The following is a 25,825-nucleotide window of genomic DNA, read 5'->3' as shown; positions in this document are numbered from 1 at the left end:
GCGAGCGGCTTGGGAGACGCAAGTGGGGGAGGCAGGGCACATGGCACGACTGATGCACCGGCTGCGGCAGGGCGCCTTCTGCGTGACGGTGGAGATCGACCCGCCCAGGGGGGCGAACGTGACGAAGACCCTCGAGCGGGTGCGCAGCTTCGCCGACCGGGTGGATGCGGTGAACGTGGCCGACTGCCCGATGGCCAACGTCCGGATGAGCCCCATCACCCTGGCGCATCTGCTGCAACGGGACGGTCAGGTGGAGGCGATCTTCCACCTCACCACCCGCGACCGCAACGTGATCGGGCTGCAGGCGGAACTGCTCGGGGCGGCGGGGCTGGGGGTCCGGAACATCCTGGCCCTGCGGGGGGACAACCCCGAACAGGGCGACCACCCCGGGGCGCGCGGGGTCTTCGAGGTGGATACCGTCGGGCTGATCCGGCTGGCCGCCGCGCTCAACCGGGGGAAGACGGCGTCCGGCGGCGACCTGGACCAGGCCACCGACTTCGCCATCGGCTGCGCCTGCAACCCGGCCGCGCCGGACCTGGAGGCCGAGGTCTCCCGGCTGGAGCAGAAGGTGGAGGCGGGGGCGCACTTCGCCCAGACCCAGCCGATCTACGACCCGCGCCAGCTCGAACGGTTCCAGGCGAAGCTGGCGGGGCGGGTGAAGATCCCGATCCTCTACGGCATCCTGCCGCTGAAGAGCTACGAGTTCGCCGTGCGGATGAACCGGGACGTGCCGGGCATTCACATCCCCCACTGGGCCGTCGACCGCATGCGGGGCCGGGGCGAGGAGGAGGGCCTGCGGCTCGTCGCCGAACTCCTTGCGGAGATCGGCCCGCACGTCCACGGCGTCCACATCTTCCCGATGAACAGCGCCAGGCGGGCGCTGGCGGTGCTCGACATCCTGGACGAGCTGGGGCTGCGCCAGGCCCGCCGGATCGGCGCGTAGGAGGCGCCGGACCGGTGAAGGGAGGCGTCGCGACATCCATGCTCTCCCACGCGATCCTGAGGCCGCGGGCAGCCGAACTGGCCGCTCCCCTCCCCGAGGTGATGCGCCTGCTCCGCTACCAAGAGGGGCGCACCAGGGTCACGGCGCGCGACCTCGCCCTGCTGGCGCGCGGCATCGCCCTGGCCCGGGAGGCCGCCGCTCCCGCCGTCAGCCTGGCCTACTGCGCCGTGGCGGTGGAGGGTGACCGCGTCCGCACCGGGGTGCCGGGCATCGGCTGGCGCTCGCGGAGCCTGGCGCGCCTCCTGGCGGGAGCCGACGCCGTCACGCTGGTGGCGGCCACGCTCGGCCCCGGGGTGGAGGAGCTGACGGCGCAGCTCTTCGCCCGTGAGGAGTACGCCCTCGCCACGGTCGTGGACGCCGCCGGGTCGGCGCTGGTGAAGGGTCTGGCCGAATGGGTGCGGGCGAGGCTGTACAGAGAAACGGCGGGTGTCGACCCATCCGGGCACGCCCGCTCGGTGGATCCGGGGGTTTCTGGGCCCGATGCCGGGGCTGCCCCGGGGATCACCGGCGGTGCCCGGCTCACCCCGCTGTACGGCCCCGGATACGGGGACTGGCCGATCGAGGAGCAGGGCCCGCTGGTGGTGCTGGCCGGCGGGCCGGCGATCGGCCTCACCTGTACCCCCACCAGCTATCTCGTGCCCCAGAAGTCCCTGGTGGGGCTGATCGGCTGGCTCCCCCACGGAGGCCGGGACTTGCCGGCGGCGGGATGCACCCGGTGCACGCTGGCGGACTGCGCGTACCGGGTGACCGCCGCGCAGCGCTGACGGCCCCGGCGCCGAGCCCGTGGCGACAGCTGCCTACCGCCCCGGCGCCGAGCCCGTGGCGACAGCTGTCCACCGCCCCGGCGCCGAGCCCCTGGCGACATCTGTCTGCCGCCCCAGTGCCCGGCCGTTAGCGGCACCTGCCGGCCGCCCCGGCGCCGGTCCGCTGGTAGCAACCGCCCGCCGATCCGGCGTCGAGCCGCAGGCAGGGTACTCACCGTGCCCGCGCGCCGAGCGATGCAGAGGAGGACATGATGCGATGAGGCTGGACGATCTCCTGGGCCGTGCGGTCCTGGTCTTTGACGGTGCGATGGGCACGATGCTCCAGGCCCGGGGACTGCCCGCCGGCGCCTGCCCGGACCTCTGGAACCTGGAGAGGCCCGACGCGGTGGTGGCCGTCCACCGGGAGTACGTGGCGGCCGGGGCGCAGATCATCGAGACCAACACCTTCGGCGCCACCCCGGCGAGGCTCGCCCACTACGGCCTCGCCGACAAGTGCCACGCCATCACCGTGGCCGGGGTGCGCTGCGCCCGGGAGGCCGCGGAGGGACGGGCCCTTGTGGCGGGGTCGATGGGTCCCCTGGGCGCGCTGGTGGAGCCCCTGGGCGAGCTGACCTTCGACGAGGCCTACGCCCAGTTCGCCGCCCAGGCCCGGGCCTTCGCCGAGGCCCGGCCCGACTTCATCATCGTCGAGACCATCGCCGACCTGAACGAGCTGCGGGCGGCGGTGCTGGCGTGCAAGGACCACGCCCCGTCCATCCGGATTATCGCACAGATCACCATCGACCCCAGCGGCCGGGCGTTCACGGGCACCGACCCCGAGACGGCCGGTCTGGTGCTGCAGTCGCTGGGGGCGGACGTGATCGGCTTCAACTGCTCCGTTGGCCCCGACCTGCTGGTGGACGCCGTTGCCCGCATGGCGCGGGTCGTCCGGGTGCCCATCTCGGTGCAGCCCAACGCCGGACTGCCGCTGCTCACGCCCGACGGCACCACGCGCTTCCCCATGGGCCCCGAGGAGTTCGCCGCCTACGGGCCGAAGCTGGTCGCGGCCGGGGCGTCGCTGGTCGGCGGGTGCTGCGGGACGACGCCCGAGCACATCCGGCGCCTGCGGGCCGCGGTGGAGGAGATGAAGCCCACAGGCCAGCCGGGGCCCCTTTCGGAGACGCTGGGCCTCGCCTCCCGTACCCGCTCCCTCTTCTTCGTGGAGCAGAACCTGCCGGTGGTCATCGGCGAGCGCATCAACCCTACCGGCCGGAAGCTGCTCACCCGGGACATCAAGGAGGGCGCCTTCGCACGGGTGCGGGACGAGGCGAAGAAGCAGGTGGCCGCGGGGGCGGCCGTGCTGGACGTCAACGTGGGCGTGCCGCTCATCGACGAACCGGCCGCGATGGCGCAGGCGGTGCGGGTGATCCAGGGCGCGGTGGACGTGCCCCTCTGCCTGGACTCGCCCAACGCCGATGCCCTGGAGGCCGGCCTCAAGGCGTGCGTCGGCAAGCCCCTGGTCAACTCGTTCTCCCTGGAGGAGGGCCGGGCCGAGGCGGTGCTGCCGGTGGCGAAGCGTTACGGCGCCGCCGTGCTGGGGCTGACCATCGACGAGCGGGGCATCCCGGCGTCTGCCCAACAGCGGCTGGAGATCGCCCGGCGGCTCGTCGCAGCGGCCGAGGCATACGGCATCCCCCGGCACGACGTCGTCATCGACCCCCTGGCGCTCACCGCCGGGGCCCAGCAGGCCGAGGCCCGGGAGACCCTCCGGGCCATCCAGTGGATCACCGACGAGCTGGGCGTGCGGACCTCCCTGGGGGTCTCCAACGTCTCCTTCGGGCTGCCCAACCGCCCGTTCCTGAACGCCGTCTACCTGACCATGGCCGTGACCATGGGGCTTTCCATGGCGATCATGAACCCGCTGGAGGAGCGGATGATGGACACCGTCCGCGCCCTGCGGCTCTTCCTCAACCGGGACCGGAACGCCCGGGTCTACATGCAGGAGGTGGGGCCCAAGCGGCTGGTCCACACGGTGGAGGAGGCGCTGAAGATCGCCGCAGGCGAAGGCCGTGCGGCTTCTCCGGGCGCGGCGGGCATCCCGGCTGCGAAAGGCACGTCGGCAGCGGACGACACGTCGGCGGCGGACGGCGCAAGGGCGGCGGACGGCGCAAGGGCGGCGGACGACACATCTGCAGCGGACGGCGTGCGGGTGGCAGCGGACACACCAGCAACCGCTGGCACACCGGTCGCAGACGGCACGCCGGCATCGACTGCGCCGGCGTTGGCCGCAGCGACCGCGCCCGCACCGGACGCGGGTGTGCCCGGTCCTGACCCCGCCGGCGACGCACTGGGCCGGAGGCTCTACGAGGCGGTCCTCGAGGGCGACAGGGACGCCATCCTGCCCCTGGTGGAGCAGGGGCTGGCCGAGGGCCGGGACCCCATGGCCATGCTGAACCAGCACCTGATCCCGGCCATCGAGGAGGTGGGCCGGCTCTTCGGCGAGGGGATCTACTTCCTCCCCCAGCTGATGCTCTCGGCCCAGGCCATGAAGAGGGCCTTCTCCCGGCTGAAGCCGGAGATCCAGAAGGCGAAGGTGGGCCAGGCCGAGATCGGCACGGTGGTGCTGGCCACGGTGCAGGGCGACATCCACGACATCGGCAAGAACATCGTCGCCGTGCTGCTGGAGAACTACGGCTTCCGGGTGATCGACCTGGGCCGCGACGTGAAGAACGAGGTCGTGCTGGAGGAGGCCCGCAAGGCCGGGGCCGACATCGTGGGCCTCTCCGCCCTCATGACCACCACCATGCCGCAGATGAAGCGGGTGATCGAGCTCTTCGCCCGGGAGGGCTTCGACTGCCCGGTGCTGATCGGCGGCGCCGCGACGACCCGGGCCTTCGCCGAGCAGATCGGCGCCCGGGGCCACGGGCGGGACGCCCAGGAGGCGGTGGCGCTGGCCCTGGAGATCCTGAAGGAGCGGCGGGGCGGCGGCATGGAGAAGGGTTAGCGCAGACGGAGTGAAGACCGGCGGGCTGTCACCGCGCATCTCGCGTTTTTCTTGACGAACGGGCGTGGCCGGAAAGGAGGGCACCGCATGGACTGTCGCATCCAGGCGGCGGGGAGGGCGTTCACCGTTCGCGCAGGAACGCCCCTGTCGGTCGCGCTCAATCAGAACGAGATCTTCGTCGAGACCCCCTGTGGCGGCAGGGGGCAGTGCCGCAAGTGCCTGGTGCGGGTGCACGGCGGAGCACCCGAGCCGACGAGCGCCGACCGGGAGCAGCTGTCGCCGGATGAGCTGGCCCGGGGGTACAGGCTCTCGTGCCAGCTGCTGGTGGCCGGGGACCTGGAGGTGGCCGTGGTACCGGCCGCCGCCGCCGATGCCCGCAAGGCCAGGCTTGGCCGCCTGAGCGGCCCCGTGGACGTGGATCCCTGGGCTCCGCTGAGCCCTTCGCGGCGGTCGCTGGGCTTTGCCCTGGACGTGGGCACCACCACCCTCGCGGGGGCGCTGCTCGACCTGCGCACCGGCGAGGAGCTGGCTGCCCACGCCGTCGCCAACCCGCAGGCGGTCTTCGGCGCCGACCTGATGAGCCGCCTCGCCCACGCCCTGCAGGGGGAGGAGCGGCGGGAAGAGCTGACCCGCCAGGTGCGGGAGGCGGCCCTGGGCCTGCTGGAGCGGCTGCTGAGCAAGGCCGGTGCCCGCCGGGACGAGGTCTTGGCGGCGACGCTGGTGGGCAACACCGCGATGCATCACCTCTTCCTGGGGCTCCCCGTGGACGACCTGGCCGTCGCACCGTACACGCCGTCGCTGTTGGAGGGGCAGACCTTCAACCTCCCCGGCTTCCCGCCGCTGTACGCCCTGCCCAACATCGCCGGTTTCGTCGGAGCCGACGCGGTGGGCGCCGCCCTGGCGGCCGGGCTGGATGAGGGCGACGGCACGGTCCTGCTGGTGGACGTGGGCACCAACGGCGAGGTGCTGCTGCGCCGCGGGGAACGGCTCTACGCCTGCTCCGCACCGGCAGGCCCTGCGTTCGAGGGGGGCGAGATCAGCCAGGGGATGCGGGCCGGCCCCGGCGCCATCGAGGCCGTGCAGTTCGACGGGACTGACCTGAGCGTGACGGTGATCCCGGACCCTGGCGGCACGGTCCGGGGGATCTGCGGCTCGGGGCTGCTGGACGCCGCCGCGGCCCTCCTGCAGGCCGGTCTGCTGGACTGGCGGGGCCGGTTCACGGCGACTGGCCCTGCGGCCCACCGGATCGCTCCGGATGGCCGGGCGGTGGAGCTGGCACCGGCGGTGAGGCTCACGCAGCAGGACGTCCGGGCGCTTCAGCTGGCCAAGGGGGCCATCCGGACCGGCGTCGACCTGCTGCTGCAGGAGGCCGGCATCGGGGCCGGGGCGCTGGACGAGGTGCTGCTGGCCGGTGCCTTCGGCAACTACCTGCGCCGGGAGAGTGCGGTCGCGGTCGGCCTTCTGCCGCCCGTCCCGCCGGAACGAATCCGGCCCGTGGGCAACGCGGCCATCGCGGGGGCCAAGCTGGTGCTCCTCTCCCGTTCGGCCAGGGCGCGGGCCGAGGCACTGGCCCGCAGCGCCCGCTTCGTGGAACTGGCGACCCACCCGGCCTTTGAGGAGGTCTTCATGGAGGCGCTCAACTTCCCGCGCGGCTTCACGGTGTAGGCCGGCGGTGGCCGCGCCAGGGTGGGCGGACTGGCTGGTGGTTGCCGGTCGCACGGGTGCTTCTCCGATCCGCGGGTGAGACCAAACCGGCCGGCCAGCACCGATCTGGCGGTAGTTCAAGCGGTGTGGACCGGCCCGCGGGCAGGTGGCGAATAGGGCTTGAGCCGACTGCCCATACCTATCGGACAGGGCGTTTCGCCGCAAGGTCGGGCACGAACGCTGACGGGTCGAACGTGACGGTTGCCTGGCGGCTGAAGTGGAGGCGGCGTGCGCCGCGAAGTGATGCAGACTTGCACTTGGGGCTCGATCCAGGGGGAATGCCGCATGCCTGTGCGCCTTTCCGCAAAGCTCCTGCGCTGCGCCCTGTCCGTCTTGCTCCTGGCCACCACCGGCCTGTGGGGCTGCGGCCGGGGGGGCGCGCCCGGCCCCCAGCCGTCGCCGCCGCCCACCGCAGATGGCGGTACCGGGCAGGAGCCCGGCGGGGAGCCGGCCCCGCCGGAATCGGTGGTGGGCGACTGGCTGGAGTACCTGACGCTGGAGGAAAAGCTGGGGCAGCTCGTCTGGGTGGGGCTGCCGGGTACCGAGCTGACGGCGGAGGCCGGGCAGCTGCTGGCCGAGGGAAAGGCGGGCGGCTGCATCTTCTTCGGACGGCAGGGCAGCGACCCGGAGACGCTCCGCCGCCTCACCGCAGATCTGCAGCGCGCGGCGACCGCCCGGGACCGGGCCACGCCAGGCCTGGTGATCGCCGTCGACCACGAGGGAGGCCTGGTGCAGCGGTTCGGCCCCCCGTTCACCCAGTGGCCCGCCAGCATGGCCCTGGGCGCCACGGGATCCGCCGAGTACGCCGAGCAGGTGGGCCGTGCGATGGCGCGGGAACTGCGGGCCGTGGGGGTGAACATGAACCTGGCCCCCGTCGCCGACGTGAACAATAATCCCGCCAACCCGGTGATCGGCACCCGGTCCTTCGGCGCGGATCCCGGGCTGGTGGCGCGGCTCACGGCGGCCTTCATTCAAGGGCTGCAGGCAGAGGGGGTGGGCGCGGCGGCCAAGCACTTCCCCGGCCACGGCGACACCGAGGTGGACAGCCACTTCGCCCTGCCGGTGATCCCCCACGACCGGCAGCGGCTGGACCAGGTGGAGCTGGTCCCGTTTCGGGCGGCCGTCACGGCGGGCAGCGACGCCATCATGGCCGGCCATATCCTCTTTCCTGCCGTCGCACAGGACGGCAGGCCCGCCAGCCTTTCTGCCGACATGCTGACCGGCCTGCTGAAGGGTGAGCTGGGCTACGAGGGCGTGGTGATCACCGACGCCATGGACGGCATGGCGGCGATCACCGCGACCTACGGCGTGGAGGAGGGGCTGGTGCTGGCCATCCAGGCCGGGGCCGACGTCGTGCTGATCCCCGGGTCGTTCGGACGGGAGGACGCGCTCTACGGCGTGCTGCTGCAGGCCGTCCGGGACGGGCGGATCCCGGAGAGCCGCATCGAGGATGCCGCAGCCCGGGTGCTGGCGCTGAAGGAGAAGAGCGGGCTTCTCCCGCCCCTGCCTGATGCGGCTGGCGGCGAGCACACCCGCACTGCCCAGATCGTGGCGGGCGCGCCCCCGGGCGCGCCCACAGGCGGCCCCACCGGCGGAGACGATCCCATCGGCGCGCCGGTACACCAGGAGCTGGCGGACCGCGTCGGAGCCGACGCCCTGACCCTGGTGCGCAACGCCCACCTGCCGCTGGCGCCGAATCCCGACGACCTGATCCTCGTCATCGGCCCCGCCCATGCCAACCGCCACGACCGGGGCGACGGAGTCGTGACCGCGCTCGGCGCCTCCATCAAGGAGCTGCACCCGAACACCCGGGAGATCACCCTCGAGCGCAGCCCCTCCGCCCTGGCCGTGGCTGCCGCCCGTCAGATGGCGGCAGAGGCGGCGGTTGTGGTCTACGCGGTGAGCGATGGCCACGAGTACCCGGAGCACGTCTCCCTGATGGGCGAGCTGGTCGCCGGGGGCAGGCCGGTGGTGGTGGTGGGGCTGGGCATGCCCCGCGAGCTCACCGCCGTGCCGGAGATCGCAACCTACATCGCCGCGTACGGCGACGGGGACGCACACCTGAAAGGGGTCGGCCCGCTGCTCTTCGGCCGGGCGGAGCCCCGGGGCCGTCTGCCGGTGGCGATTCCCGGCCTCTACGCGGCGGGCCACGGGCTGGACCTTCATTGAGGCCAAATCTTCTGTTGAACCGCCCTCTGCGAGCGCAGGGGGCGGTTATAATTGAGGGGCAACGGTCTGGCAACCTGATTGGGTCAGAAGGGGGAGGTCGCCGTGAGACCCGAGTCCGATGCCGAGCGTGCGGCCCGGCACGCCGCCACCGTGGCCGCCTACCGCGCCCTGGTGGATCACGGGGGACCACCCCGGGAGCCCCTCGTGCTGGAGCAGCACTTCTTCACGGGTGAGGCAGGCGACATCGACGGCCTGACGGCCGCGCTCACGGAGCGGGGCTTCCGCGTGGAGAGCCTGAGCTACGACCCCGGAAGCACCGACCGCACCTGGCGGCTGGTTGTCGTGCGCCTCGAGCTGCTGGACGAGGTCCGGCTGCTGGCCCTCTCGGACGAGCTGGACGCCCTGGCGCGCCAGTTCGACGGAGTCTACGACGGCTGGCTGACCCACGGGGATCAGTGAGTGCGGGGCGCCTGCTTCGCGGAAGAAGGGGCCGGGTGGGCTCCGTTCCACAGCCGGGAACGGAATGTCAAGTCTACCCCTGTCCTTCAGCAGGTGCTACAATGCCCCGGGTCAACTCATCCACGGGGGGCAGTTCCGCATTGTCCAGCCTGGACGCGATCGTCAGCAGCCTCAACCCTGCGCAACGGGAGGCCGCCCTGCACCAGGACGGCCCCCTTCTCGTCATCGCCGGCGCCGGTGCCGGCAAGACCCGCACCGCCACCCACCGCCTGGCCTGCCTGCTGGCCCGGGGCGTGCCGCCCGAGGCGATCGTCTGTATCACCTTCACCAACAAGGCCGCCCGGGAGATGCGGGAGCGGGCCGTCGCCCTGGTGGGCCGGACGGCCGAGCGCGTCATGATCCGCACCTTCCACTCGGCGGCCGTGGTGCTGCTGCGCCAGTACATCGGCCACTTCCCCCAGTGCGGCCGGACGCCCGCATTCTCCGTGGCCGACCCGACGGTGCAGCTGGCCCTGCTGAAGGAGGTCGTCGCCGAGCGGAACTTCGACCTGAAGGCGAACCGGCCCGAGAGCTTCCTGTGGCGCATCAGCCGGTACAAGAACGAGATGGCCGACCCCGAAACCCTGCTTTACCGCCAGCCGTCCAACGGGCTGATGGACTGGGAGCGGGTCCGCCAGATGATCCGGGAGACCGACCGGTACGTCAACCGCCTCACCGCGGAGATCTGGCAGCGCTACGAGGAGAAGCTCCGGAAGAACAACCTCCTCGACTTCGACGACCTGATCAACCTGTTCACCCGCATGCTGCAGGAGCAGCCCGACGTCAGGGCCGACGTGCAGCGGCGTTTCGCCTACCTGCAGGTGGACGAGTTCCAGGACACCAACGTGGCCCAGCTGCACATGGTGAAGCTGATGACCGGCGAGCGGCAGAACGTGATGGCGGTGGGGGACGACGCCCAGTCCATCTACTCCTGGCGCTCCGCCGACATCCGCTGCATCCTCGAGTTCGAGCGCCACTTCCCCGGGGCGCGGACCATCCTGCTGGAGCAGAACTACCGCTCCACCGGTGCGATCATCCGCGCCGCCAACCGGCTGATCGCGCACAACGCCGGGCAGCGGCCCAAGCGGCTCTTCACCACCGCCCCCGAGGGGCGGCCGGTGGTGGCGTTCGAGTCGGAGACCGACGTGGCCGAGGCGCACGACGTGGTGGCCCGCATCCAGCAGGGCGTCGCCGCCGGCCGGCGCTGGGGCGACTTCGCCATCCTGTTCCGGACCAGCATCCAGTCCCGGCCGTTCGAGGAGCGGCTGCGTGAGGCCGGGATCCCGTATCAGGTCGTGGGCGGGCCCCGGTTCTACGACCGCCGGGAGGTCCAGGAGTCGCTGGGCTACCTGCGGCTCCTCTACAACCCCCGGGACTCGGTGAACTTCGAGCGGGTGCTGAACGCCCCCCGCCGGGGCATCGGCGAGCGGGGGCTGCAGCGGCTGCTGGCGCTGGCGGCGCAGCGGGACGTCGACCTGATCCAGGCGCTCCGCCTGGCGGTGGAGGAGGGCCAGCTGCAGGAGCAGGCGGCCGAGGGCGCCCTGCGCCTCCACGAGCAGCTGATCCGGGCGCAGGCGGCCCTCGACCGGCGCCCAGGCCGCTTCGCGGCCACGGCGGAAGCGCTGCTGCAGGAGACGGGCTACCTGGAGTACCTGGAGCAGGAGGACCAGCGCCGGTCGGAGCGGCGGGCCGAGGTGGTGCGCAGCCTGATCAGCGCGATGTACGACTACGAGCGGCGCTCCCCCGCAGGCGGCCTCGGCGGCTACCTGGACCACCTCTCCCTGCTCGAGGCGCAGGACGAGGAGTCCGGCGGCGACGTGGTGCGCCTGCAGACGATCCACTCGGCCAAGGGGCTGGAGTACCCGGTGGTCTTCGTGGTGGGGATGGAGCAGGGCATCCTGCCCAACCAGCGGGCGCTCGAGGAGGGGAACCTGGAGGAGGAGCGGCGGCTCTGCTACGTGGCTATCACCCGGGCGCGGGAGGAGCTCTACCTGACCGGCGCACGGGTGCGGTCGGAGCGGGGCGAGATGGTCATCACCAGGCCATCGCAGTTCCTGGCGGAGGCGCTGCGGGGCCCCGGTCCGGCCGCAGCCCAGGCTCCGGTGGGCGCGGCGGACTAGCGCTGGGCCCGAAGAGCGGGATCGGCTCGGCGCCGCGGACTGGCCGTTCCTGTCCTGCATACCGTGTGGTACACTGGGGCTGTTTGGCATGAGTAGAGTGGAGGGATCTCCGTGACGGTTCTTCAGGCCATCGTCCTCGGCATCGTGCAGGGACTGGCCGAGTTCCTGCCCATCTCCAGTTCCGCGCACCTGATCCTCGTGCCCTGGTTCCTGGGCTGGTCGCCGTCGGGCCTGGCCTTCGACCTGGCGCTGCACGCGGGCACCCTGATCGCGGTGACCATCTACTTCTGGCGGGACCTGATCCACCTCGCGGTCGAGGGGCTGACGAAGGGGACGAGGACGCCGACGGGCAAGCTGGCCTGGGGGATCGTGCTGGGCACCGTGCCGGGGGCCATCTTCGGCTACCTGATGGAGGACGTGGTGGAGGCGGTCTTCCGGCAGTCGGTCCTCTCCATCGCCATCCTGCTGGCGGCGGTGGGCTTCATCCTCTACCTGGCCGACCGGCTGGGGCCCAAGCGGCGGTCGCTGGAGGAGATCCGGGTCGTGGACGTGATCTGGATCGGCCTGGCGCAGGCCCTGGCCGTGATCCCCGGCGTCTCCCGGTCCGGTGCGACCATCACCGCCGCCCTGGCGCTGGGGCTGAAGCGGGAGGCGGCGGCCAAGGTCTCGTTCCTCCTCGGCTGGCCCATCATCCTGGGCGGCGCCCTGCTGGTGATCCCCGACGCAGACCCGTCGATGTTCACCCCGGCATTCTTCGCCGGTGTGGCCGCGGCGGCCGTGAGCGGCTACGCGGTGATCGCGATGCTGCTGCAGTACCTGCAGCGGGGGACCTACCTGGTCTTCGCCGGGTACCGGGGCATCGTGGCGGCGTTCGCGATCATCCTGCTGCTGGTGCGGGGGATGTAGCAGCGTCCCACGGCGCCGTACGGGGGACCGGTGGCAGCGCTGGCGGTCATCCCTCTGCCGCCCGCCCGTGGCCGGCTGCGCCGAAGGAACAAGACGGACGCGGCATCGCCGACGAGGGCGATGCCGCGTCTTTATACTGTCGCGTGTACATATGCAGGATATACCCAATATTGGTTGAACTCTTTGACTTCGGATCCGCCGATGCAACAGGTCAAGTGAACTTCACACCACACGGATGGCGAGGTGGCCGGCCGATGACGCCCCCGCAGGTACCCCTTTAGGCCCGGGGCCCGCCTTCTCCGGTGTTGTACTGCCAACACCGAGAAGGGAAAGGGTGAAGCACATGTGGCCGAACGCGGTTGACTGGCGAGAGCTCCGGTCTGGCGTTGAGATCGAGTTTGCGGACGGAGACCCGCAGGGTGTGGCGCTGCCCGCCGCCCCAGGCGGCGCCGCTCTGGCACCGGGAGCGGATGTGCTGCGGGGTTCAGGGTCGTGGCCGAGGAGCCGGACGGACGCTGCAGCGCCTTCCTGGCCAGGCCTGGCGCGGGCGGGTGGTGGCTGGAGCCGTGCTGACAGAACCGGAGCGGGGCGTGAGCCCCGCTCCTGCGCGCGGGGGAGCGACGTGGGGCTGTTCTATGTGATCCGACACTGCGAGGCGGAGGGGCAGGCGCCGGGTGCGCCGCTCACCGCAGCGGGGCGGGCCCAGGCGGAACGGCTGGCCGGGCAGCTGGCCGGTCTGGGGCTCCGCCGGATCATCGCCAGCCCGTACCGGCGCGCGGTGGAGACCGCCGAACCGCTGGCCCGTCGGCTGGGGCTGCCGGTGGAAACAGATGAGCGCCTCGTGGAGCGGGTGCTCGCCGGCGAGTCCCTGCCGGACTGGCGGGAGAAGCTGGCGCAGACCTTCGCCGACCCTGACCTCTGCTTTGCGGGCGGGGAGTCGAGCCGGCAGGCCGCGGCCCGGGGGATGGCCGCGGTGGAGGCGGCCCTGGCCGCAGCAGAGGGCGTTCCCTTTGCCCTGGTCACCCACGGGTGCCTGGCGACGCTGCTGCTGCGCGCCGTCGACCCGGCGATCGGGTTCGCCGACTGGGAGCGCATGACCACCCCCGATGTCTACCGGGTGACGGTCTCCGGTCCGGAAAGTCGGGTGGACCGCATGTGGTCGGGGCGGTGAAGCTGGGAAGTTGTCCCGTCGGTTGAGGCCGCCCGAAGCGTTATGGTAAGTTAAAGGTGCAATTGTAGAAACTTACACCTACGCTTGGAGGACCTCTCATGCCGATGCGTTCACACCTGCGTACCCTGGCCACCTCCCTGATCGCGGCCGTGCTGGTCGCCGCGACGGCCCGCGCGGCGCCGGCGGGCTACGCGGACCAGGCCCAGATTCCGGCCTGGGCCGCAGCCGATGTCGCCTTCACGAGCCAGGCCGGCATCTTCCGGGGCGACGCCGCCACCGGGGCATTCCGGCCCAACGACCAGATCACCCGGGCGGAGGCGGTCACCGCCATCCTGCGCGCCTTCAGCCTGGAGGCGGATCCAACGGTCAAGGTGCCCTTCACCGACATCCGGGGAGGCTGGTACGAGGAGCCGGTCACCCGCGCCGTGCAGGCGGGCGTGATCCGGAGCGGCGACTTCGGCAGCCGGTTCCGCCCCGACAAGCCGATCACCCGGGCGGAGCTGGCCCGGATGCTGGCCCGGGCCGCCGAGGCCCAGCTGGGCACGGCGCCGGCGCCGACGCCGACCGTCACGTTCTCCGACGTGGACCCGCACGAGCCGCCGTTCGGCCCGTACATCATGAAGGCCGCCGGCTACGGGATCATCCGCGGCATGGGCGACGGCACCTTCGCCCCGGAGCAGACCGCCACGCGGGCGCAGGCCGCCGTGATGCTCGCGCGTGCGGTCCGGCTGGCGCAGAGCGCCGGACATCCCGGCGGCGACCCGGAGCCGGGGGACCAGGGGGGCCCGGGGCCCGGAGCCGGCGACGGCCCGAGTCCCGGGGATCAGAGCGGCCAGGGCGCGTGGCAGTTCCACGAGTTCGAGCTGCGGGTGGCCGAGCTGGTCAACGCCGAGCGGGCGGCGGCGGGCCTGCAGCCCCTGCGGCTCGACCCCGACCTGAGCCGGGTCGCCCGCCTGAAGTCGCAGGACTTCGTGACCCAGGGCTACTTCAGCCACCAGAGCCCCACCTACGGCAGCCCCTTCGAGATGATGGCCCGGTTCGGCATCCGGTACCGGGGCGCTGCGGAGAACATCGCCCGGGGCCAGCGCACCCCGGAGGAGGTCCACAAGGACTGGATGAACAGCTCCGGCCACCGCGGGAACATCATGAACCCGGACTACGACACGATCGGTGTGGGCTTCTACGAGAACGGCTGGACGCAGCTGTTCATTCAGAGCCGGTGAAACGGTCAGGACGCTGCAGGGACGACCCCGCAGCGTCCTTTTTTGCTCAACTGACACTTTTTCATCATGTTCACACCGTGTTGATGTAGCTATACTCGGAATAACTGCACGTATCAGGGGGCCTGCCGGCATGTACGAGGAGCGCGCGGTTCGCAACGCCAACCTTCTGTTCCTGGGTACCATCCTCCTGGTGGTTCTGCTGGGGGGATTCGCCCAGAGCCGGGAGGCCGGCAGCGGCCTCATCTTCACCGAGCTCGTCTGCATCCTCGCGCCGACCCTCCTGGCGCTGCGGCGGGAGGGCGCGGACTGGCGCGCGGCCGTGGCCTGGCGCCCGGCCCGCCCGGAACAGATGCTGCTGGCCGTTCCCATCGGTTTCGGCGCCTGGGCGCTGGGGGCGGCAATCACCGCCGTGGTGGTGGCCCTGACCGGGTACGAGGCTCCGGGGCTGACGCAGCCCGGGTCCGCGCCCGCCGGCCTTCTCCTCTTCCTGGGCCTCACGCTCTTCGCGCCGGTCTGCGAGGAGGTCCTGTTCCGGGGCTACATCTACCGGGCGTACGCCCTGCGGGGGGCCCGCACCGCGGTGGTGGTCTCCGCCTTGCTCTTCGCGTTCTACCACCTGCGGCTCCAGGGCCTGCCCGGCCTGCTGCCGGCTGCCTTCGCCCTGGGGATCCTCCGCTGGCGCACGGGGTCGCTGCTGCCCGGCGTGCTGGCCCACGCGGCGCAGAACTCCGTGCCGGCCACCGTCGCGCTGCTGGCCGCCCTCGGCGTGGAGGTGCCGGCTCCCTGGCTCGCGGGGATGATGCCGGCCATGCTCGTGCTGGGCGTCGTCGCCTTCCGCCGCTTCCTGCAGCAGAGCCCTGCGCCGTCAGGGGAAGAGGCGTCCGGGCGGCGTCCCGCCCGCGCCCGGCTTGGGGAGCTGTGGCCCCTGATCCCGTTCGCGGTGCTCTACCTGTGCGCGGCGGGGGCCGAGGCCGGCCTCCTGAGCGTTCCCGGCGCGGCGCCGTCCGTGCCGAAGGAGCCGCCGGCGCTGAAGGCCGCCGTCTTCGAGCGCCCGGAGGTCTGGCGATACGAGGTCCGCAACGTTGCCGACGAGGTCGTGGGCAGCATGGAATGCCGTCTGACCCCCCAGAGCGCCAGCTACGCGGTGGACTGCCGCGCCGAGATCCGGGCGTGGCGCGTCGAGCGGGAGAACTCCGTCTTCCAGTCGGACGCCGTCGCCATGGAGATCAGCATGCGGTGGAGCAGGTCTGACCTCCGGCTGCTGGAGCTCATCGAGCGCGTGATGCCGGCGGAGGGCGGGTTCCACCAGGAGATCCGGATCGCACCGGAGGGCGACGGGCTGCGCCTCACGGTGTACCGCAGCGCCCGGGAGGGCACCTCGGGAATCGGGCTGCCTGCCGGTGCGGTGCTGGCCGAGGAGCTGCCGTGGCGGATCTCCCTGGCCGGGCTGGCCGAGGAGCATGTGTACACCGTGGCGCTTGCGTCGCCCTCCAAGTGGGATCCCAGGTTGAAGACCTCGCTGCCGGCCGTGGAGTCTGCTGAGCTGCGCCTCACCAGAGGCACGGCCGGCGGAGGCAAGGCGTGGCAGGCCGCACTCGGCGACCGGCTGCAGGCGTGGTACTCCCCGGAGGCGCCCCACGTCCTGCTGCGCCTCGACTACATGGGGCACTCCTACCGCCTCGTCGGGCAGGGGGTACAATGACGCGAAGAGGGCGCCCCGTCGGGGGCGCCCTGAATTAGAGCCAGCGCTTGCGCAGCTCGTGCTTCAGCACCTTGCCGTTGGAGTTGCGGGGCAGGGCCGGCACGGGCTCGAAGATGCGGGGGATCTTGTACTCCGCCAGCCGGGCGGCGCAGTGGCTGCGCAGCTCCTCGGCCGGCGTCTCCGCACCGCCCCGGGGGACGTAGGCGGCCACGATGGTTTCGCCCCATTCCGGATGGGGGATGCCGAAGACGGCGCACTCCTCCACGCCGGGGTGCGTCGCGAGCGCCTCCTCGACCTCCCGGGGATAGACGTTAATCCCGCCCACGATCACCATGTCCTTCCGCCGGTCGACGATGTAGATGAAGCCCTCCTCATCCCGCCGGGCGAGGTCGCCGGTACGGATCCAGCCGTCCACGATGGTCTCGCGGGTGGCCTTCTCGTTCCGCCAGTACCCGGTCATGGCCGACGTGGTGCGCAGCAGGACCTCGCCCACCTCACCGGGGGCCACGTCCCGGCCCTCGTCGTCCACGATGCGGATCTCGGTGTTGACCGTCGCCCGGCGCCCCACCGACCCGGCGTGCTTCTCGTGGTCGGCGGGGTCCAGGAAGGTGCCGTTGGGGCCGGCCTCGGTGAGGCCGTAGAGGCAGTAGAGGTTGGGCCCCAGCCGCTCCCGCATGGCCAGCACCTGCTCGCGGGACATGGGAGCACCGCCGTAGGTCCACGACTTCACGCTGGAGAAGTCGTACTCGTGCAGGTTGGGCAGCTTGAGCATCATCAGGTAGGCCACCGGCGCCCCGAAGGCGAGGGTGCAGCGCTCCTGCTGGATCAGCTGCGCCATCAGCTGCGGGGTGTAGTTGCCGATGACGTTGGTGGCGCCGGCGTAGGTGGCGCCCAGCACCGTGAGGTTGAGCACCGCCGAGAAGGTCATGGGCATCACGTTGAGGACGCGGTCACCCGGCCGGATCGACATTTCGTAGGCGAACATCGAGGCCGTCGCATAGACCGAGTCATGCGTGTGCGCCGCCCCCTTCGGCGCCCCTGTGGTGCCCGAGGTGTAGATGAGCTCCGCCAGGTCCGCGGACGACAGGTCGTCCGGCAGGACCGGCTCCCGGCCGTGCTCCTCCAGCAGCTCAGGCGCAGGCACCGCCGCAGCGGCCGGAATGCCCTCCGCACCCAGCGCCTCGCTGACCTGGGGCGCCAGCGCCGGGTCGTGGACCAGCAAGGATGCCTCGCTGTCGCGCAGCAGGTGGGCCAGCTCGAAGCCGGTGAAGCGGGGGTTGGCCGGGACCACGACGCCGCCCAGCTTCCACACGGCGAAGAGCCCCACCGCCATCTCCGGCCGGTTGGGCATGTAGAGGAGGGCCCGGTCGCCCTTCCTCAGCCCCCGTTCCTGGAGCGCCGCGGCCGCCCGGGTCGCCAGGCGGTCCAGCTGCGCCCAGGTTCAGCGCACACCGGCCGCAGGGTCTACCAGCGCCTCGGCCTCAGGGTACTTGCGCGCGTTCCGCTCGAGCATCCGGTGCAGGAGCTCTCCCATCCTCCGTTCCTCCCTCTGCCCCTTATTCGTAGACCTTCTCCTCTTCGAGGGCAGCGCCGCGCGCATCACGCTCCACGTCGCGGCCCCGGCGCTCCCGGTTCTTCAGCTCCTTGTAGTACTCGTGCTGGATCACGAGGTTCATGATCTCGTTGGTGCCGGTCCAGATCTGCGTGAGGCGCGCCTCCCGCACCAGCCGCTCCACGGGGAAGACGTTGGTGTAGCCGATGCCGCCCATGATCTGCATCGCGTGGTTGGTGACTTCCCAGGCGGCGTCGGTCGCGAACTTCTTCGCCTCCGAGACCAGGCGGCGCACCAGCTCCGGCGGCTGGCCCGAGTCCTCGGCCGCCCCGGCGGCGTAGACCAGGGCCCGGGCCGCATCCAGCTTGGTGATGGACTCCGCCACCTTGAAGTTGACTCCCTGGAAGTCCTTGATCTTCCTGCCGAACGCCTTCCGCCGGGTGGAGTAGACCGCCGCCACCTCCAGCGCGGCTCTGGCGATGCCGATGGCGCCCGCGGCGCTGGTCAGCCGCTCGGGGACCATCATCTGGTAGAAGATCTGCGCGGCGCCGTTCTCCTCACCGATGCGGTTCTCCACGGGCACGATCACGTCCCTGAAGACCACCCGCCCGGCGCCGCCGCCCCGGCCGCCCATCAGGCCGTAGAGGTGCGCCACGTGCACGCCCGACCCCCGGTCCACCAGGAAGACGGACATCGACTCGTGGGGCGGCCCGTTCGGGTCGGTCCTGGCGTAGACCAGGAAGTAGTCGGCGCCCTCGGCCCCCACTACGAACCGCTTCTGGCCGTTCAGGACGTAATGGTCGCCCTTGCGGACGGCCGTGGTGGTGGCGCCGAAGAAGTCCGACCCGCCCCGCGGCTCGGTCAGGCCCTCCGCCGTGAACTTCTTGCCCTGGAGGGTGGGCAGGAGGTAGCGCTCCTTCTGGTCGGGGGTGCCGAACCGGTAAATCGCCTCCCCGACGATGGAGGGGAGGGAGTAGAGGCACCCCAGGGCCGATCCGAGCACGCCGATCTCCTCGATCACCGCGAGTTCGGTGGTCCACTGGAGCCCGCGACCGCCCCACTCGGGCGCGAAGCGCAGCCCCAGCAGGTTCCGGGCGGCTGCCTCTTCCACGAAGGAGCGCGGGTACTGGACCTTGTCCTCGTCCATGTCGATCAGGAGCTGGGGATCGATGCTCCGCACGAACTCCCGGGCTTCGTCGCGCACCGCCCGCTGTTCGGCGGTCAGCAGGAAGTCAAACACGCAGCGGCCTCCCTTCCTGGATTCCGATATATTCCCACAATACAGTCAGATTTGATTTGTCGTCAAGGGCTTGTCTCCGGCCGGCGGGTACAGGAATGAACGCGGACGGGGGCGAAGTGGGCAGCAGATGAACGCCTGCGGGAGGGACCGCGCGTGAAGATCATCCTGGCTCCCGACTCCTTCAAGGGAAGCCTCACCGCCGTCGCCGCTGCCGAGGCCATGCGTCAGGGCGTGCTGGACGCGCTCCCCGGCGCCGACGCGATCGCCCTGCCGATGGCCGACGGGGGCGAGGGCACCGTGGACGCCCTGGTGGCCGCCACCGGCGGGCGGCTGGTGAGGACGCAGGTCACCGGACCCCTGGGAGACCCGGTGGAGGCGGCCTTCGGCCTCCTGGGCGACGGGCGGACGGCGGCCATTGAGATGGCGGCGGCCTCCGGCCTGCTGCTGGTGCCGGAGGACCGGCGCAACCCCCGGGTGACGACCACGTACGGCACCGGCGAGCTGATCCGGGCCGCCCTGGACGTGGGGGTGCGGCGCATCATCATCGGCATCGGCGGCAGCGCCACCAACGACGGCGGGGTCGGCATGGCGCAGGCGCTGGGCGGCCGGTTCCTGCGGGCCGACGGCACCGAGGTGGGTCGGGGCGGCGCGGCGCTGCTGGAGCTGGAGCGGATCGACCTGCGCGGGCTGGACCCCCGGCTTGCACGAGCCGAGCTCCTGGTCGCCTGCGACGTGGACAACCCCCTGACGGGTCCGCGCGGCGCCTCGGCCGTCTACGGCCCCCAGAAGGGGGCCGGCCCGGAGGACGTCGCCCTGCTGGACCGGGCCCTCACCCGCCTGGCGGACGTGGCGGCGCGCAGCCTCGGGCGGGACCCGCGCGCGAGCCCCGGTGCCGGCGCCGCCGGGGGTCTCGGGTACGGGCTCATGGCGTTCCTGGGGGCGGAGCTGCGGCGCGGCATCGACCTGGTGATGGCCGCTAACGGCCTGGATCGGCGGCTGCCGGGGGCCTCCCTGGTGATCACGGGCGAGGGGCGAACCGACGGGCAGACGCTGTCCGGCAAGGTGGTGCTCGGCGTGGCCCGGGCTGCGGCCCGGCACGGCGTGCCCGTCGTCGTACTCTCAGGCGCCGTGACGCCCGACGCGGACCGGCTCGTGGAGGAGGGCGTCACGGCCCTTTTCAGCACGGCGACGGGGCCGATGCGCCTCGAGGAGGCGATGGACCGGGCCGGTGAGCTGCTGCGGCGGGCCGCGGCGCACACAGTCCGCCTGGCCCGCCTCGGGCTGGGCCGCTGACCCGCACAGCAGACAGAAAGAGACCGCAGGGAAGCTGCCCTGCGGTCTTCTTCTGGCTGCGCCCGCTGCGCCGGGTCCTACGCCTCGCTCTCCCCGGCGGCGCCCTCCTCCTGAGCGGGGGCTTCCTCCTCCGGGACCGGGTCGGGCTTGTGCAGCTCCGGATTGTAGAGAACGCCGGTCTCCAGCGCCCAGGCCCGCCACTCCTCGAGGCTGTTGAAGCGCCGGAACCCGTAGTGCTTCTGGTAGTACTCCTGGGCGAAGATCTGGTCGATCTGCTCGACCGTCAGCCCCGTCGCCTCCGAAAGCTCCGTAGCGCTCATCGCGCGCCCGTGCTGCACGAGAAAGTCGTCCAGTAACCGCCAGATCTGCAGCGTGACGGTGCTGGTCGTACCGGTGCCGAGGGTGCGGGCGGTGGAATAGTACGCCTCGCCCCGGCCGGCGGCTGCGGTTTCGGCCATGGTGGTATCCCTCCGTCTATCCCATACTTCCCGGAATTGGCTGGTCGTACACTTGCCTGGGGGAAAGTCTCCATACGATTCTCCTTCTGAATCCATGTTTCCTGCCTGCCCACCCCTGATGCGGCCCGGTGGCCCGGGAGGCGGTCAGTGGCGCTTGACCGGTTCTGAGTAGTGAGAATAAACTTGATATATGAGTGAGCGCCTGCCGGGGTGTGCACGGACGGCAGGGGCCCAACAGGAGGGATAGCGGTGGACCGCACGGACGAGCGGCGGGCCGAGTTCCTGGCCCACGTCGAGGGCGGCGGCAAGGTCGAGGCGACCGACTGGATGCCGGAGGAGTACCGCACCACCATGATCAGGTTCATGCAGATGCACGCCCTGTCGGAGCTGATGGGCGCCCTGCCCGAGAAGGAATGGGTGCCGCGCGCACCCACGCTCGCGCGCAAGCTGAGCCTGATGGCCAAGGTCCAGGACGAGGTCGGCCACGCCCAGCTCATCCTGCGGGTGGCGGAGGACCTGGCCGCGCCGCTGGGCAAGGGCCGGGAGGAGCTGGTGGGGGAGCTCTTCACCGGCGAGTGCAAGTTCCACAACGTCTTCCACATGCCCGCACCCACCTGGGCCGACGCGGGCATCATCGGCTGGCTGGTGGACGGCGCGGCCGTCATCTCCCAGGCGGCGCTGCTCGGCTCCTCCTACGCCCCCTACGCCCGCGTCCTGCAGCGGGTGTGCGCCGAGGAGGGGTTCCACATCCAGCACGGCGAGTCGATCTGCCTCGCCCTGGCCGAGGGGACGCCCGCCCAGCGGCAGATGCTGCAGGAGGCCCTGGAGCGGTGGTGGGAGGCGCTCCTGCTCTTCTTCGGCCCGGCGGAGACCAACTCGCCGTCGGCCACCATCCTGCTCAAGTACCGCTTCCGCACCAAGACCAACGAGGAGCTGCGCCAGAAGTTCCTCACCAAGTACGTGCCCCGCATCCAGGCCCTGGGCCTCACCATCCCCGACCCGGCCCTGCGGTACGACGAGGCCGCCGGCAGGTGGATCTACACCCCGCCGGACTGGTCCAAGCTGAAGGCCATCGCCCGCAACGAGGGGCCGCTCTCCCAGTACCGGCTGGGCCTCAGGCGGCTCTCCTATGAACAGGGGCGCTGGGTGCGCGAGGCCCTTATGGCCCCGGCGAAGCAGGCGGTCTAGGAGGGGATCAACCGTGGCGGAGCAGAGGCATTCGGAGGAGCGGCGGCAGTTCCGGGTGTACGAGATCTTCGTGCAGAAGGACCACGGCAGCCCGCACGTCTGGGTGGGCTCGGTGGACGCCGGCTCGCCGGAGGACGCCCTGGTGCTGGCGCGCGAGTCGTTCCTGCGCCGGGACCCGGCCGTCTCGCTCTGGGCGGTGGAGCAGGGCGCCATCCACCGGACCGACTACGCCGACCGGGACTTCTTTGCCCAGGAGACCGACAAGCGCTACCGCACGCTGGCCGGCTACAGCAAGGCCAACGCTGAGCGCTGGCGCAGGTACAAGCGTGCGCTGCTCGACCTGGAGCAGGACTTCGTGCGGGACTAGGCGCCCCGCGCCCGGGGGAGGGGATGGGGATGGATCGACCGACGCTGATCGCGTTGCTCTACCAGCTGGCGGACGACGAGCTGGTGATCGGCCACCGGGATTCGGAATGGCTGGGACTTGCCCCGCACATCGAGGAGGACGTGGCCTTCTCCTCCATCGCCCAGGACGAGGTGGGCCACGCCAACCTCTACTATCACCTCCTGGAGGAGCTGGGCGAGGGGCGGGCCGACGACCTGGCCTTCCTGCGGCCGGCCGCAGCGCGGCGCAACGCCGTGCTCCTGGAGCGGCCCAACGGGCCGGGCAGCTACCTGGACCGCCCCGAGTTCGACTGGGGCTACACCATCGCCCGGCGGCTCGCCTACGACCTGTTCGACCAGATCCGGCTGGAGGTGCTGGCCGGCTCCAGCCACGCCCCGCTGGCGCAGGCCGCAGCCCGGATCCGGCGGGAGGAGCGGTACCACCTGATCCACCACACCACCTGGTTCCGCCGGCTGGCCCACGGTACCGACGAGTCGCGGCGCCGGCTGGCGGCGGGCGTCGCGCGGGCGTGGCCCGACGTGGGCGGCCTCTTCTCCCTGGGCGAGGTGGTCCCGGGGCCGCTCTTCCCCGCCACGGCCGAGGAGATGGTCGACCGGTGGACGGCGGCGATGCGGCCGCTCTTCGCCGAGGTGGGGTTCGACTGGCCGGGCAGTCCCGTCCCCGGCGGCTTCACCGGGCCGGACGGCCGCCGCGGGCAGCACACGCCGGACCTGGACGGCCTGCTGGAGACCATGGGGGAGGTCTACCGCATCGCCCCCGGTGCGGCATGGTGAGCGAGGCGGCCGTCTGGGCCGCCCTCGCGGACGTGAAGGACCCGGAGATCCCGCCGGTCTCGATCGTGGACATGGGCATGGTGCACCGCGTGCTGGTGCAGCGAGGTGACACCGGGATCGTGCGGGTGCGGGTGGAGATCGTTCCCACCTTCGTCGGCTGTCCGGCGCTCGGCATCATCCGCCGGGACGTGGTCTCCCGGCTCCGCGCGCTGGACGGGGTGGGCGAGGTGGAGGTGGACTTCGTCCTCGACCCGTCCTGGAGCAGCGACCGCATCACCCCCGAGGGCCGGGAGCGGCTGCGCAGCTTCGGCATCGCGCCGCCGCCGTGCGCGTCGGAGGCCCGGCCGCTCATCTCGCTGGCGGAGGCGCCGGCCTGTCCCTACTGCGGCTCGCTGGACACGCACCTGGAGAACCTGTTCGGGCCCACGGCCTGCCGCTCGATCTACTACTGCGACGGCTGCCACCAGCCGTTTGAGGGGATGAAAGCGATATGAACCGCCGGGCAGCCTGCCGCGCGCAGCGCGGGGGCTGCGCTTGCTGTTGCAGCACCCCGTCGTCAGAAGACCGCGAGAACTGCTCGCCGCCCTGTATCGTCACACTACTAAAGGGTGGTGACGACGATGGGACGGAAGCCCGTGGGCTGGCTCCTGGCGCTGTCGCTGCTGCTGGTGGGCTGTGCCTCGCCCTCCCGCGGACCCGTCGTGCCGGAGGCGCCCCCGGTGGATGGCGGCAGCGCTGCCCCCGGCGGGGGGGCGGCCGCCGGGGCATCTGCCGCCGGGGCCGGCGCTGACCGCGCGGCTTCTGCCGCGTCCGGCGAGGGCCGACAGCCCCGTGCCGTGCCGCGCCTCATCGGCCGCATCGTCTACCGGCCCACCGCTGCGCTGCCCGACGTCGTCGACGGCGTGACTGCCGTCACCCTGGAGGAATGGGAGTCCGAGGTGGCGGTGGGCTCCGGAGACGTGCTCATCACGTGGCAGCTGGACACCCACGACGCCGGCCCGTACAGCGCGCTCCTGCGCACCAGCGGTGCCGAGCCCGCCGAGGTCCGGACGGTGCTGGGGGTCATCCAGGCCCGGTTCGCCGCGCCGCTGCCGGACCGGTTTGAGGCGTGGCTCCAGGGCGTGGGCGGGTCGCACACCAAGCTGCTCCGGGCGCCGGAGCCCACGGTATACATCACCTACCGGGCCGCGGACGGCGCGCTCCAGTCCCTGGAGGGGGCTGAAGCCGTGCTGCCGGACGGCCCGCTCTGGCTTCAGCTGTCGTTCGACCGGCCGGTGGAGCAGGGGAGCCTGGCAGCCTGGCTGGCCGACGTGGAGGCGCGGGTCGGCGACCCGCTGATCGTCAGGCAGGAGTCCGCGAGCCGCTGGGTGGTGGAGATGGATCAGGTCCCCGCCCGGATGACGCTGGACCTGCGCCGGGTGGTGGCATCGGGCAGCGGGCTGCCCGTGGCCCACTCCCCGGTCACGCTGCGCAGCGAGGCGTCGCTGCCCTACCTGGAGCGGGTCGACCTGGCCACGGGCGCCGGCGAGCGACTCCTGACCCTGCCGCCGGAGATCACCGAGGCCTGGCCTTCGCCGGACGGGGCCTACATCGCCCTGCGCGGGTGGCAGGCCGTGGGAAACGAAATGTGGGAGCAGCGGGGCGCGGTGGTCGACCTCGCGGCGAACCGCCTGTTGGAGGCCCCGCTGCCGGCGGGCACGCTCCAGTGGGCCGGCGGCCGTCTCTTCAACCACCCCCCCTGGTGGGTGGCTGACCGAGGCTGGGAGGCCTGGGCTCCGGGAGCGCCCGATACGGCGGCGCTGCCGTTCGTCCCGGACGAGCCGGTGCCGGGGACGGCCGTCTTCTCCCCGGACGGGCGAACGGCTGCCTACCTGGGCCCTGAGGCCGAGGGTGATCCGTATGGGGACGATCCGCTCTGGATGCCGCTGGTCCTGCTGGACGTGGCGACCGGCGAGCGGCAGGTGGTGGAGGGGTTCGCCCGCAACTGGTTCCGGGGCAAGGGCGACGTGCGGCGGTGGGTGGCCTGGAGCCCCGACGGGCGCAGGATCGCGGCGCTCGATCCGCTGGCGCGCGCCGGGCGGAGCGCCCTGGTGGTCTACGACCTGGAGCTGGGGGAGCGGCAGGTCGCCTCGGAGCCGGTGCCGCTCCTGGCCTGGGGGGCGCGCCTCGCCTGGAGCCCCGGCGGCGCCAGCGTGCTGGCCTTCGCGGAAGGGTACAACCCGTGGGTGATCCCGCTGGACGGCAGCCCCGCGGTCCCGCTCCCCGGCGCCCTGTTCGGCCGGGCCTTCTGGGATGGGACCGGAGGGCGGATCCTGGGCGCCCGGGGCCCGTGGGAGGGCGTCTTCGTGTACAGCCTGGCCGACGGCACGTGGACCGAGCTGGGGGACGGGCTCCCGGCCGGCTGGGACGGCAACGCGGTCTACGTGATCCGCTGGCCTGGCGCCTCATCCCGCTACGTGCCGCCCCGGCCGTGAGCGCGCGAGGCGCGATACATCCGGAGAGCCGTCGGCCCGGCTCGCCCCGGTCCTGGAAGCCGCAGACAGGTCTTGCCCCGCCGGGAACCCCCGGCGGGGTTTGCGCGGTGCGCCCAGCATGGGCGCTGACTTGTTGGTGAAAGTCCAATACGGGCGAGGTGGCACCAGCCCGTTAGCCAAAGGCAAGGGCTGCCCAGT

General features: G+C 72.0%; 20 protein-coding genes. 17 read left to right on the top strand and 3 right to left on the bottom strand.

Annotation, left to right across the window (positions count from 1 at the left end; translation table 11 throughout):
• Window positions 1–40: 40 nt before the first annotated feature.
• The 11 genes from J2Z79_RS09940 (at window position 41) to J2Z79_RS09890 (ending at window position 16,243) form a co-directional block, all read left to right on the top strand.
• Window positions 41–943, top strand: coding sequence for a methylenetetrahydrofolate reductase (locus J2Z79_RS09940; protein WP_209466724.1), 903 nt, complete (start codon window positions 41–43; stop codon window positions 941–943).
• Between the two features lie 14 nt (window positions 944–957).
• Window positions 958–1,767 carry a hypothetical protein gene (locus J2Z79_RS09935; RefSeq protein ID WP_209466723.1) on the top strand — a complete coding sequence of 270 codons (810 nt, stop codon included), beginning with the start codon at window positions 958–960 and terminating at the stop codon, window positions 1,765–1,767.
• 256 nt (window positions 1,768–2,023) lie between these two features.
• The gene (locus J2Z79_RS09930) at window positions 2,024–4,750 is read left to right on the top strand and encodes a homocysteine S-methyltransferase family protein (protein ID WP_209466722.1); all 2,727 of its coding nucleotides are present in this window, start codon (window positions 2,024–2,026) and stop codon (window positions 4,748–4,750) included.
• Window positions 4,751–4,837: 87 nt separating this feature from the next.
• A complete protein-coding gene (locus J2Z79_RS09925) occupies window positions 4,838–6,415 on the top strand; it encodes an ASKHA domain-containing protein (RefSeq protein ID WP_209466721.1) in 1,578 nt (525 codons plus the stop codon).
• 324 nt (window positions 6,416–6,739) lie between these two features.
• On the top strand, window positions 6,740–8,623 hold the full coding sequence (gene nagZ / locus J2Z79_RS09920) for a beta-N-acetylhexosaminidase (protein WP_209466720.1): 1,884 nt from the start codon (window positions 6,740–6,742) through the stop codon (window positions 8,621–8,623).
• Between the two features lie 102 nt (window positions 8,624–8,725).
• Window positions 8,726–9,082 carry a ribonuclease E inhibitor RraB gene (locus tag J2Z79_RS09915; protein ID WP_209466719.1) on the top strand — a complete coding sequence of 119 codons (357 nt, stop codon included), beginning with the start codon at window positions 8,726–8,728 and terminating at the stop codon, window positions 9,080–9,082.
• Window positions 9,083–9,222: 140 nt separating this feature from the next.
• Window positions 9,223–11,241 (top strand): ATP-dependent helicase, encoded by a 2,019-nt coding sequence (locus J2Z79_RS09910; protein ID WP_209466718.1) that lies wholly within the window; start codon window positions 9,223–9,225, stop codon window positions 11,239–11,241.
• A gap of 111 nt (window positions 11,242–11,352) precedes the next feature.
• On the top strand, window positions 11,353–12,147 hold the full coding sequence (locus tag J2Z79_RS09905; RefSeq protein WP_209466717.1) for an undecaprenyl-diphosphate phosphatase: 795 nt from the start codon (window positions 11,353–11,355) through the stop codon (window positions 12,145–12,147).
• Between the two features lie 622 nt (window positions 12,148–12,769).
• Window positions 12,770–13,318 carry a histidine phosphatase family protein gene (locus tag J2Z79_RS09900; RefSeq protein ID WP_209466716.1) on the top strand — a complete coding sequence of 183 codons (549 nt, stop codon included), beginning with the start codon at window positions 12,770–12,772 and terminating at the stop codon, window positions 13,316–13,318.
• A gap of 98 nt (window positions 13,319–13,416) precedes the next feature.
• Window positions 13,417–14,541, top strand: a complete 1,125-nt coding sequence (locus J2Z79_RS09895; RefSeq protein ID WP_209466715.1) for an S-layer homology domain-containing protein — start codon at window positions 13,417–13,419, stop codon at window positions 14,539–14,541.
• Between the two features lie 130 nt (window positions 14,542–14,671).
• Window positions 14,672–16,243, top strand: coding sequence for a type II CAAX endopeptidase family protein (locus tag J2Z79_RS09890; protein ID WP_209466714.1), 1,572 nt, complete (start codon window positions 14,672–14,674; stop codon window positions 16,241–16,243).
• Between the two features lie 34 nt (window positions 16,244–16,277).
• On the opposite strand, the gene J2Z79_RS09885 is transcribed toward J2Z79_RS09890, so the two are convergent.
• Together J2Z79_RS09885 and J2Z79_RS09880 are read right to left on the bottom strand one after the other, a co-directional pair.
• A complete protein-coding gene (locus J2Z79_RS09885) occupies window positions 16,278–17,672 on the bottom strand; it encodes a class I adenylate-forming enzyme family protein (RefSeq protein ID WP_280953674.1) in 1,395 nt (464 codons plus the stop codon).
• Between the two features lie 127 nt (window positions 17,673–17,799).
• The gene (locus tag J2Z79_RS09880; protein ID WP_209466712.1) at window positions 17,800–19,035 is read right to left on the bottom strand and encodes an acyl-CoA dehydrogenase family protein; all 1,236 of its coding nucleotides are present in this window, start codon (window positions 19,033–19,035) and stop codon (window positions 17,800–17,802) included.
• A 153-nt stretch (window positions 19,036–19,188) separates the two neighbouring features.
• Here J2Z79_RS09880 and J2Z79_RS09875 point away from each other — a divergent pair, with 153 nt between their 5' ends.
• Entirely contained in the window at window positions 19,189–20,328 is a 1,140-nt protein-coding gene (locus tag J2Z79_RS09875) for a glycerate kinase (RefSeq protein WP_209466711.1), read from the top strand.
• Window positions 20,329–20,405: 77 nt separating this feature from the next.
• Here J2Z79_RS09875 and J2Z79_RS09870 read toward each other — a convergent pair whose 3' ends face one another.
• Window positions 20,406–20,786 (bottom strand): hypothetical protein, encoded by a 381-nt coding sequence (locus tag J2Z79_RS09870; protein WP_209466710.1) that lies wholly within the window; start codon window positions 20,784–20,786, stop codon window positions 20,406–20,408.
• 249 nt (window positions 20,787–21,035) lie between these two features.
• On the opposite strand from J2Z79_RS09870, the gene paaA reads away from it, so the two are divergent.
• From paaA to J2Z79_RS09845, 5 genes are all read left to right on the top strand, one after another.
• Window positions 21,036–21,974, top strand: coding sequence for a 1,2-phenylacetyl-CoA epoxidase subunit PaaA (paaA, locus tag J2Z79_RS09865; RefSeq protein ID WP_209466709.1), 939 nt, complete (start codon window positions 21,036–21,038; stop codon window positions 21,972–21,974).
• A 13-nt stretch (window positions 21,975–21,987) separates the two neighbouring features.
• On the top strand, window positions 21,988–22,341 hold the full coding sequence (locus tag J2Z79_RS09860; RefSeq protein WP_209466708.1) for a phenylacetic acid degradation protein: 354 nt from the start codon (window positions 21,988–21,990) through the stop codon (window positions 22,339–22,341).
• Between the two features lie 29 nt (window positions 22,342–22,370).
• Window positions 22,371–23,153, top strand: coding sequence for a 1,2-phenylacetyl-CoA epoxidase subunit PaaC (paaC, locus tag J2Z79_RS09855; protein ID WP_245302551.1), 783 nt, complete (start codon window positions 22,371–22,373; stop codon window positions 23,151–23,153).
• Window positions 23,147–23,647 (top strand): 1,2-phenylacetyl-CoA epoxidase subunit PaaD, encoded by a 501-nt coding sequence (gene paaD / locus J2Z79_RS09850; RefSeq protein ID WP_209466707.1) that lies wholly within the window; start codon window positions 23,147–23,149, stop codon window positions 23,645–23,647. Before paaC ends, paaD begins: the two co-directional genes overlap by 7 nt.
• Window positions 23,648–23,773: 126 nt before the next feature.
• Window positions 23,774–25,627: a TolB-like translocation protein gene (locus tag J2Z79_RS09845; protein ID WP_209466706.1), complete on the top strand. Its 1,854-nt coding sequence runs from the start codon at window positions 23,774–23,776 to the stop codon at window positions 25,625–25,627.
• The last annotated feature ends 198 nt before the right edge of the window (window positions 25,628–25,825 follow it).

Source organism: Symbiobacterium terraclitae, assembly GCF_017874315.1.
GTDB classification, from domain to species: domain Bacteria; phylum Bacillota; class Sulfobacillia; order Symbiobacteriales; family Symbiobacteriaceae; genus Symbiobacterium; species Symbiobacterium terraclitae.
This window is presented reverse-complemented; position numbering and strand designations above follow the sequence as displayed.

What these genes read in the sequence shown, in the direction of transcription:
- paaC (WP_245302551.1), top strand. Translation starts at nt 22,371, where the DNA reads ATGGATCGACCGACGCTGATCGCGTTGCTCTACCAGCTGGCGGACGAC.
- J2Z79_RS09870 (WP_209466710.1), bottom strand. Translation starts at nt 20,786, where the DNA reads ATGGCCGAAACCGCAGCCGCCGGCCGGGGCGAGGCGTACTATTCCACC.
- J2Z79_RS09845 (WP_209466706.1), top strand. Translation starts at nt 23,774, where the DNA reads ATGGGACGGAAGCCCGTGGGCTGGCTCCTGGCGCTGTCGCTGCTGCTG.
- paaD (WP_209466707.1), top strand. Translation starts at nt 23,147, where the DNA reads ATGGTGAGCGAGGCGGCCGTCTGGGCCGCCCTCGCGGACGTGAAGGAC.
- nagZ (WP_209466720.1), top strand. Translation starts at nt 6,740, where the DNA reads ATGCCTGTGCGCCTTTCCGCAAAGCTCCTGCGCTGCGCCCTGTCCGTC.
- J2Z79_RS09925 (WP_209466721.1), top strand. Translation starts at nt 4,838, where the DNA reads ATGGACTGTCGCATCCAGGCGGCGGGGAGGGCGTTCACCGTTCGCGCA.
- J2Z79_RS09940 (WP_209466724.1), top strand. Translation starts at nt 41, where the DNA reads ATGGCACGACTGATGCACCGGCTGCGGCAGGGCGCCTTCTGCGTGACG.
- J2Z79_RS09930 (WP_209466722.1), top strand. Translation starts at nt 2,024, where the DNA reads ATGAGGCTGGACGATCTCCTGGGCCGTGCGGTCCTGGTCTTTGACGGT.
- J2Z79_RS09890 (WP_209466714.1), top strand. Translation starts at nt 14,672, where the DNA reads ATGTACGAGGAGCGCGCGGTTCGCAACGCCAACCTTCTGTTCCTGGGT.
- J2Z79_RS09895 (WP_209466715.1), top strand. Translation starts at nt 13,417, where the DNA reads ATGCCGATGCGTTCACACCTGCGTACCCTGGCCACCTCCCTGATCGCG.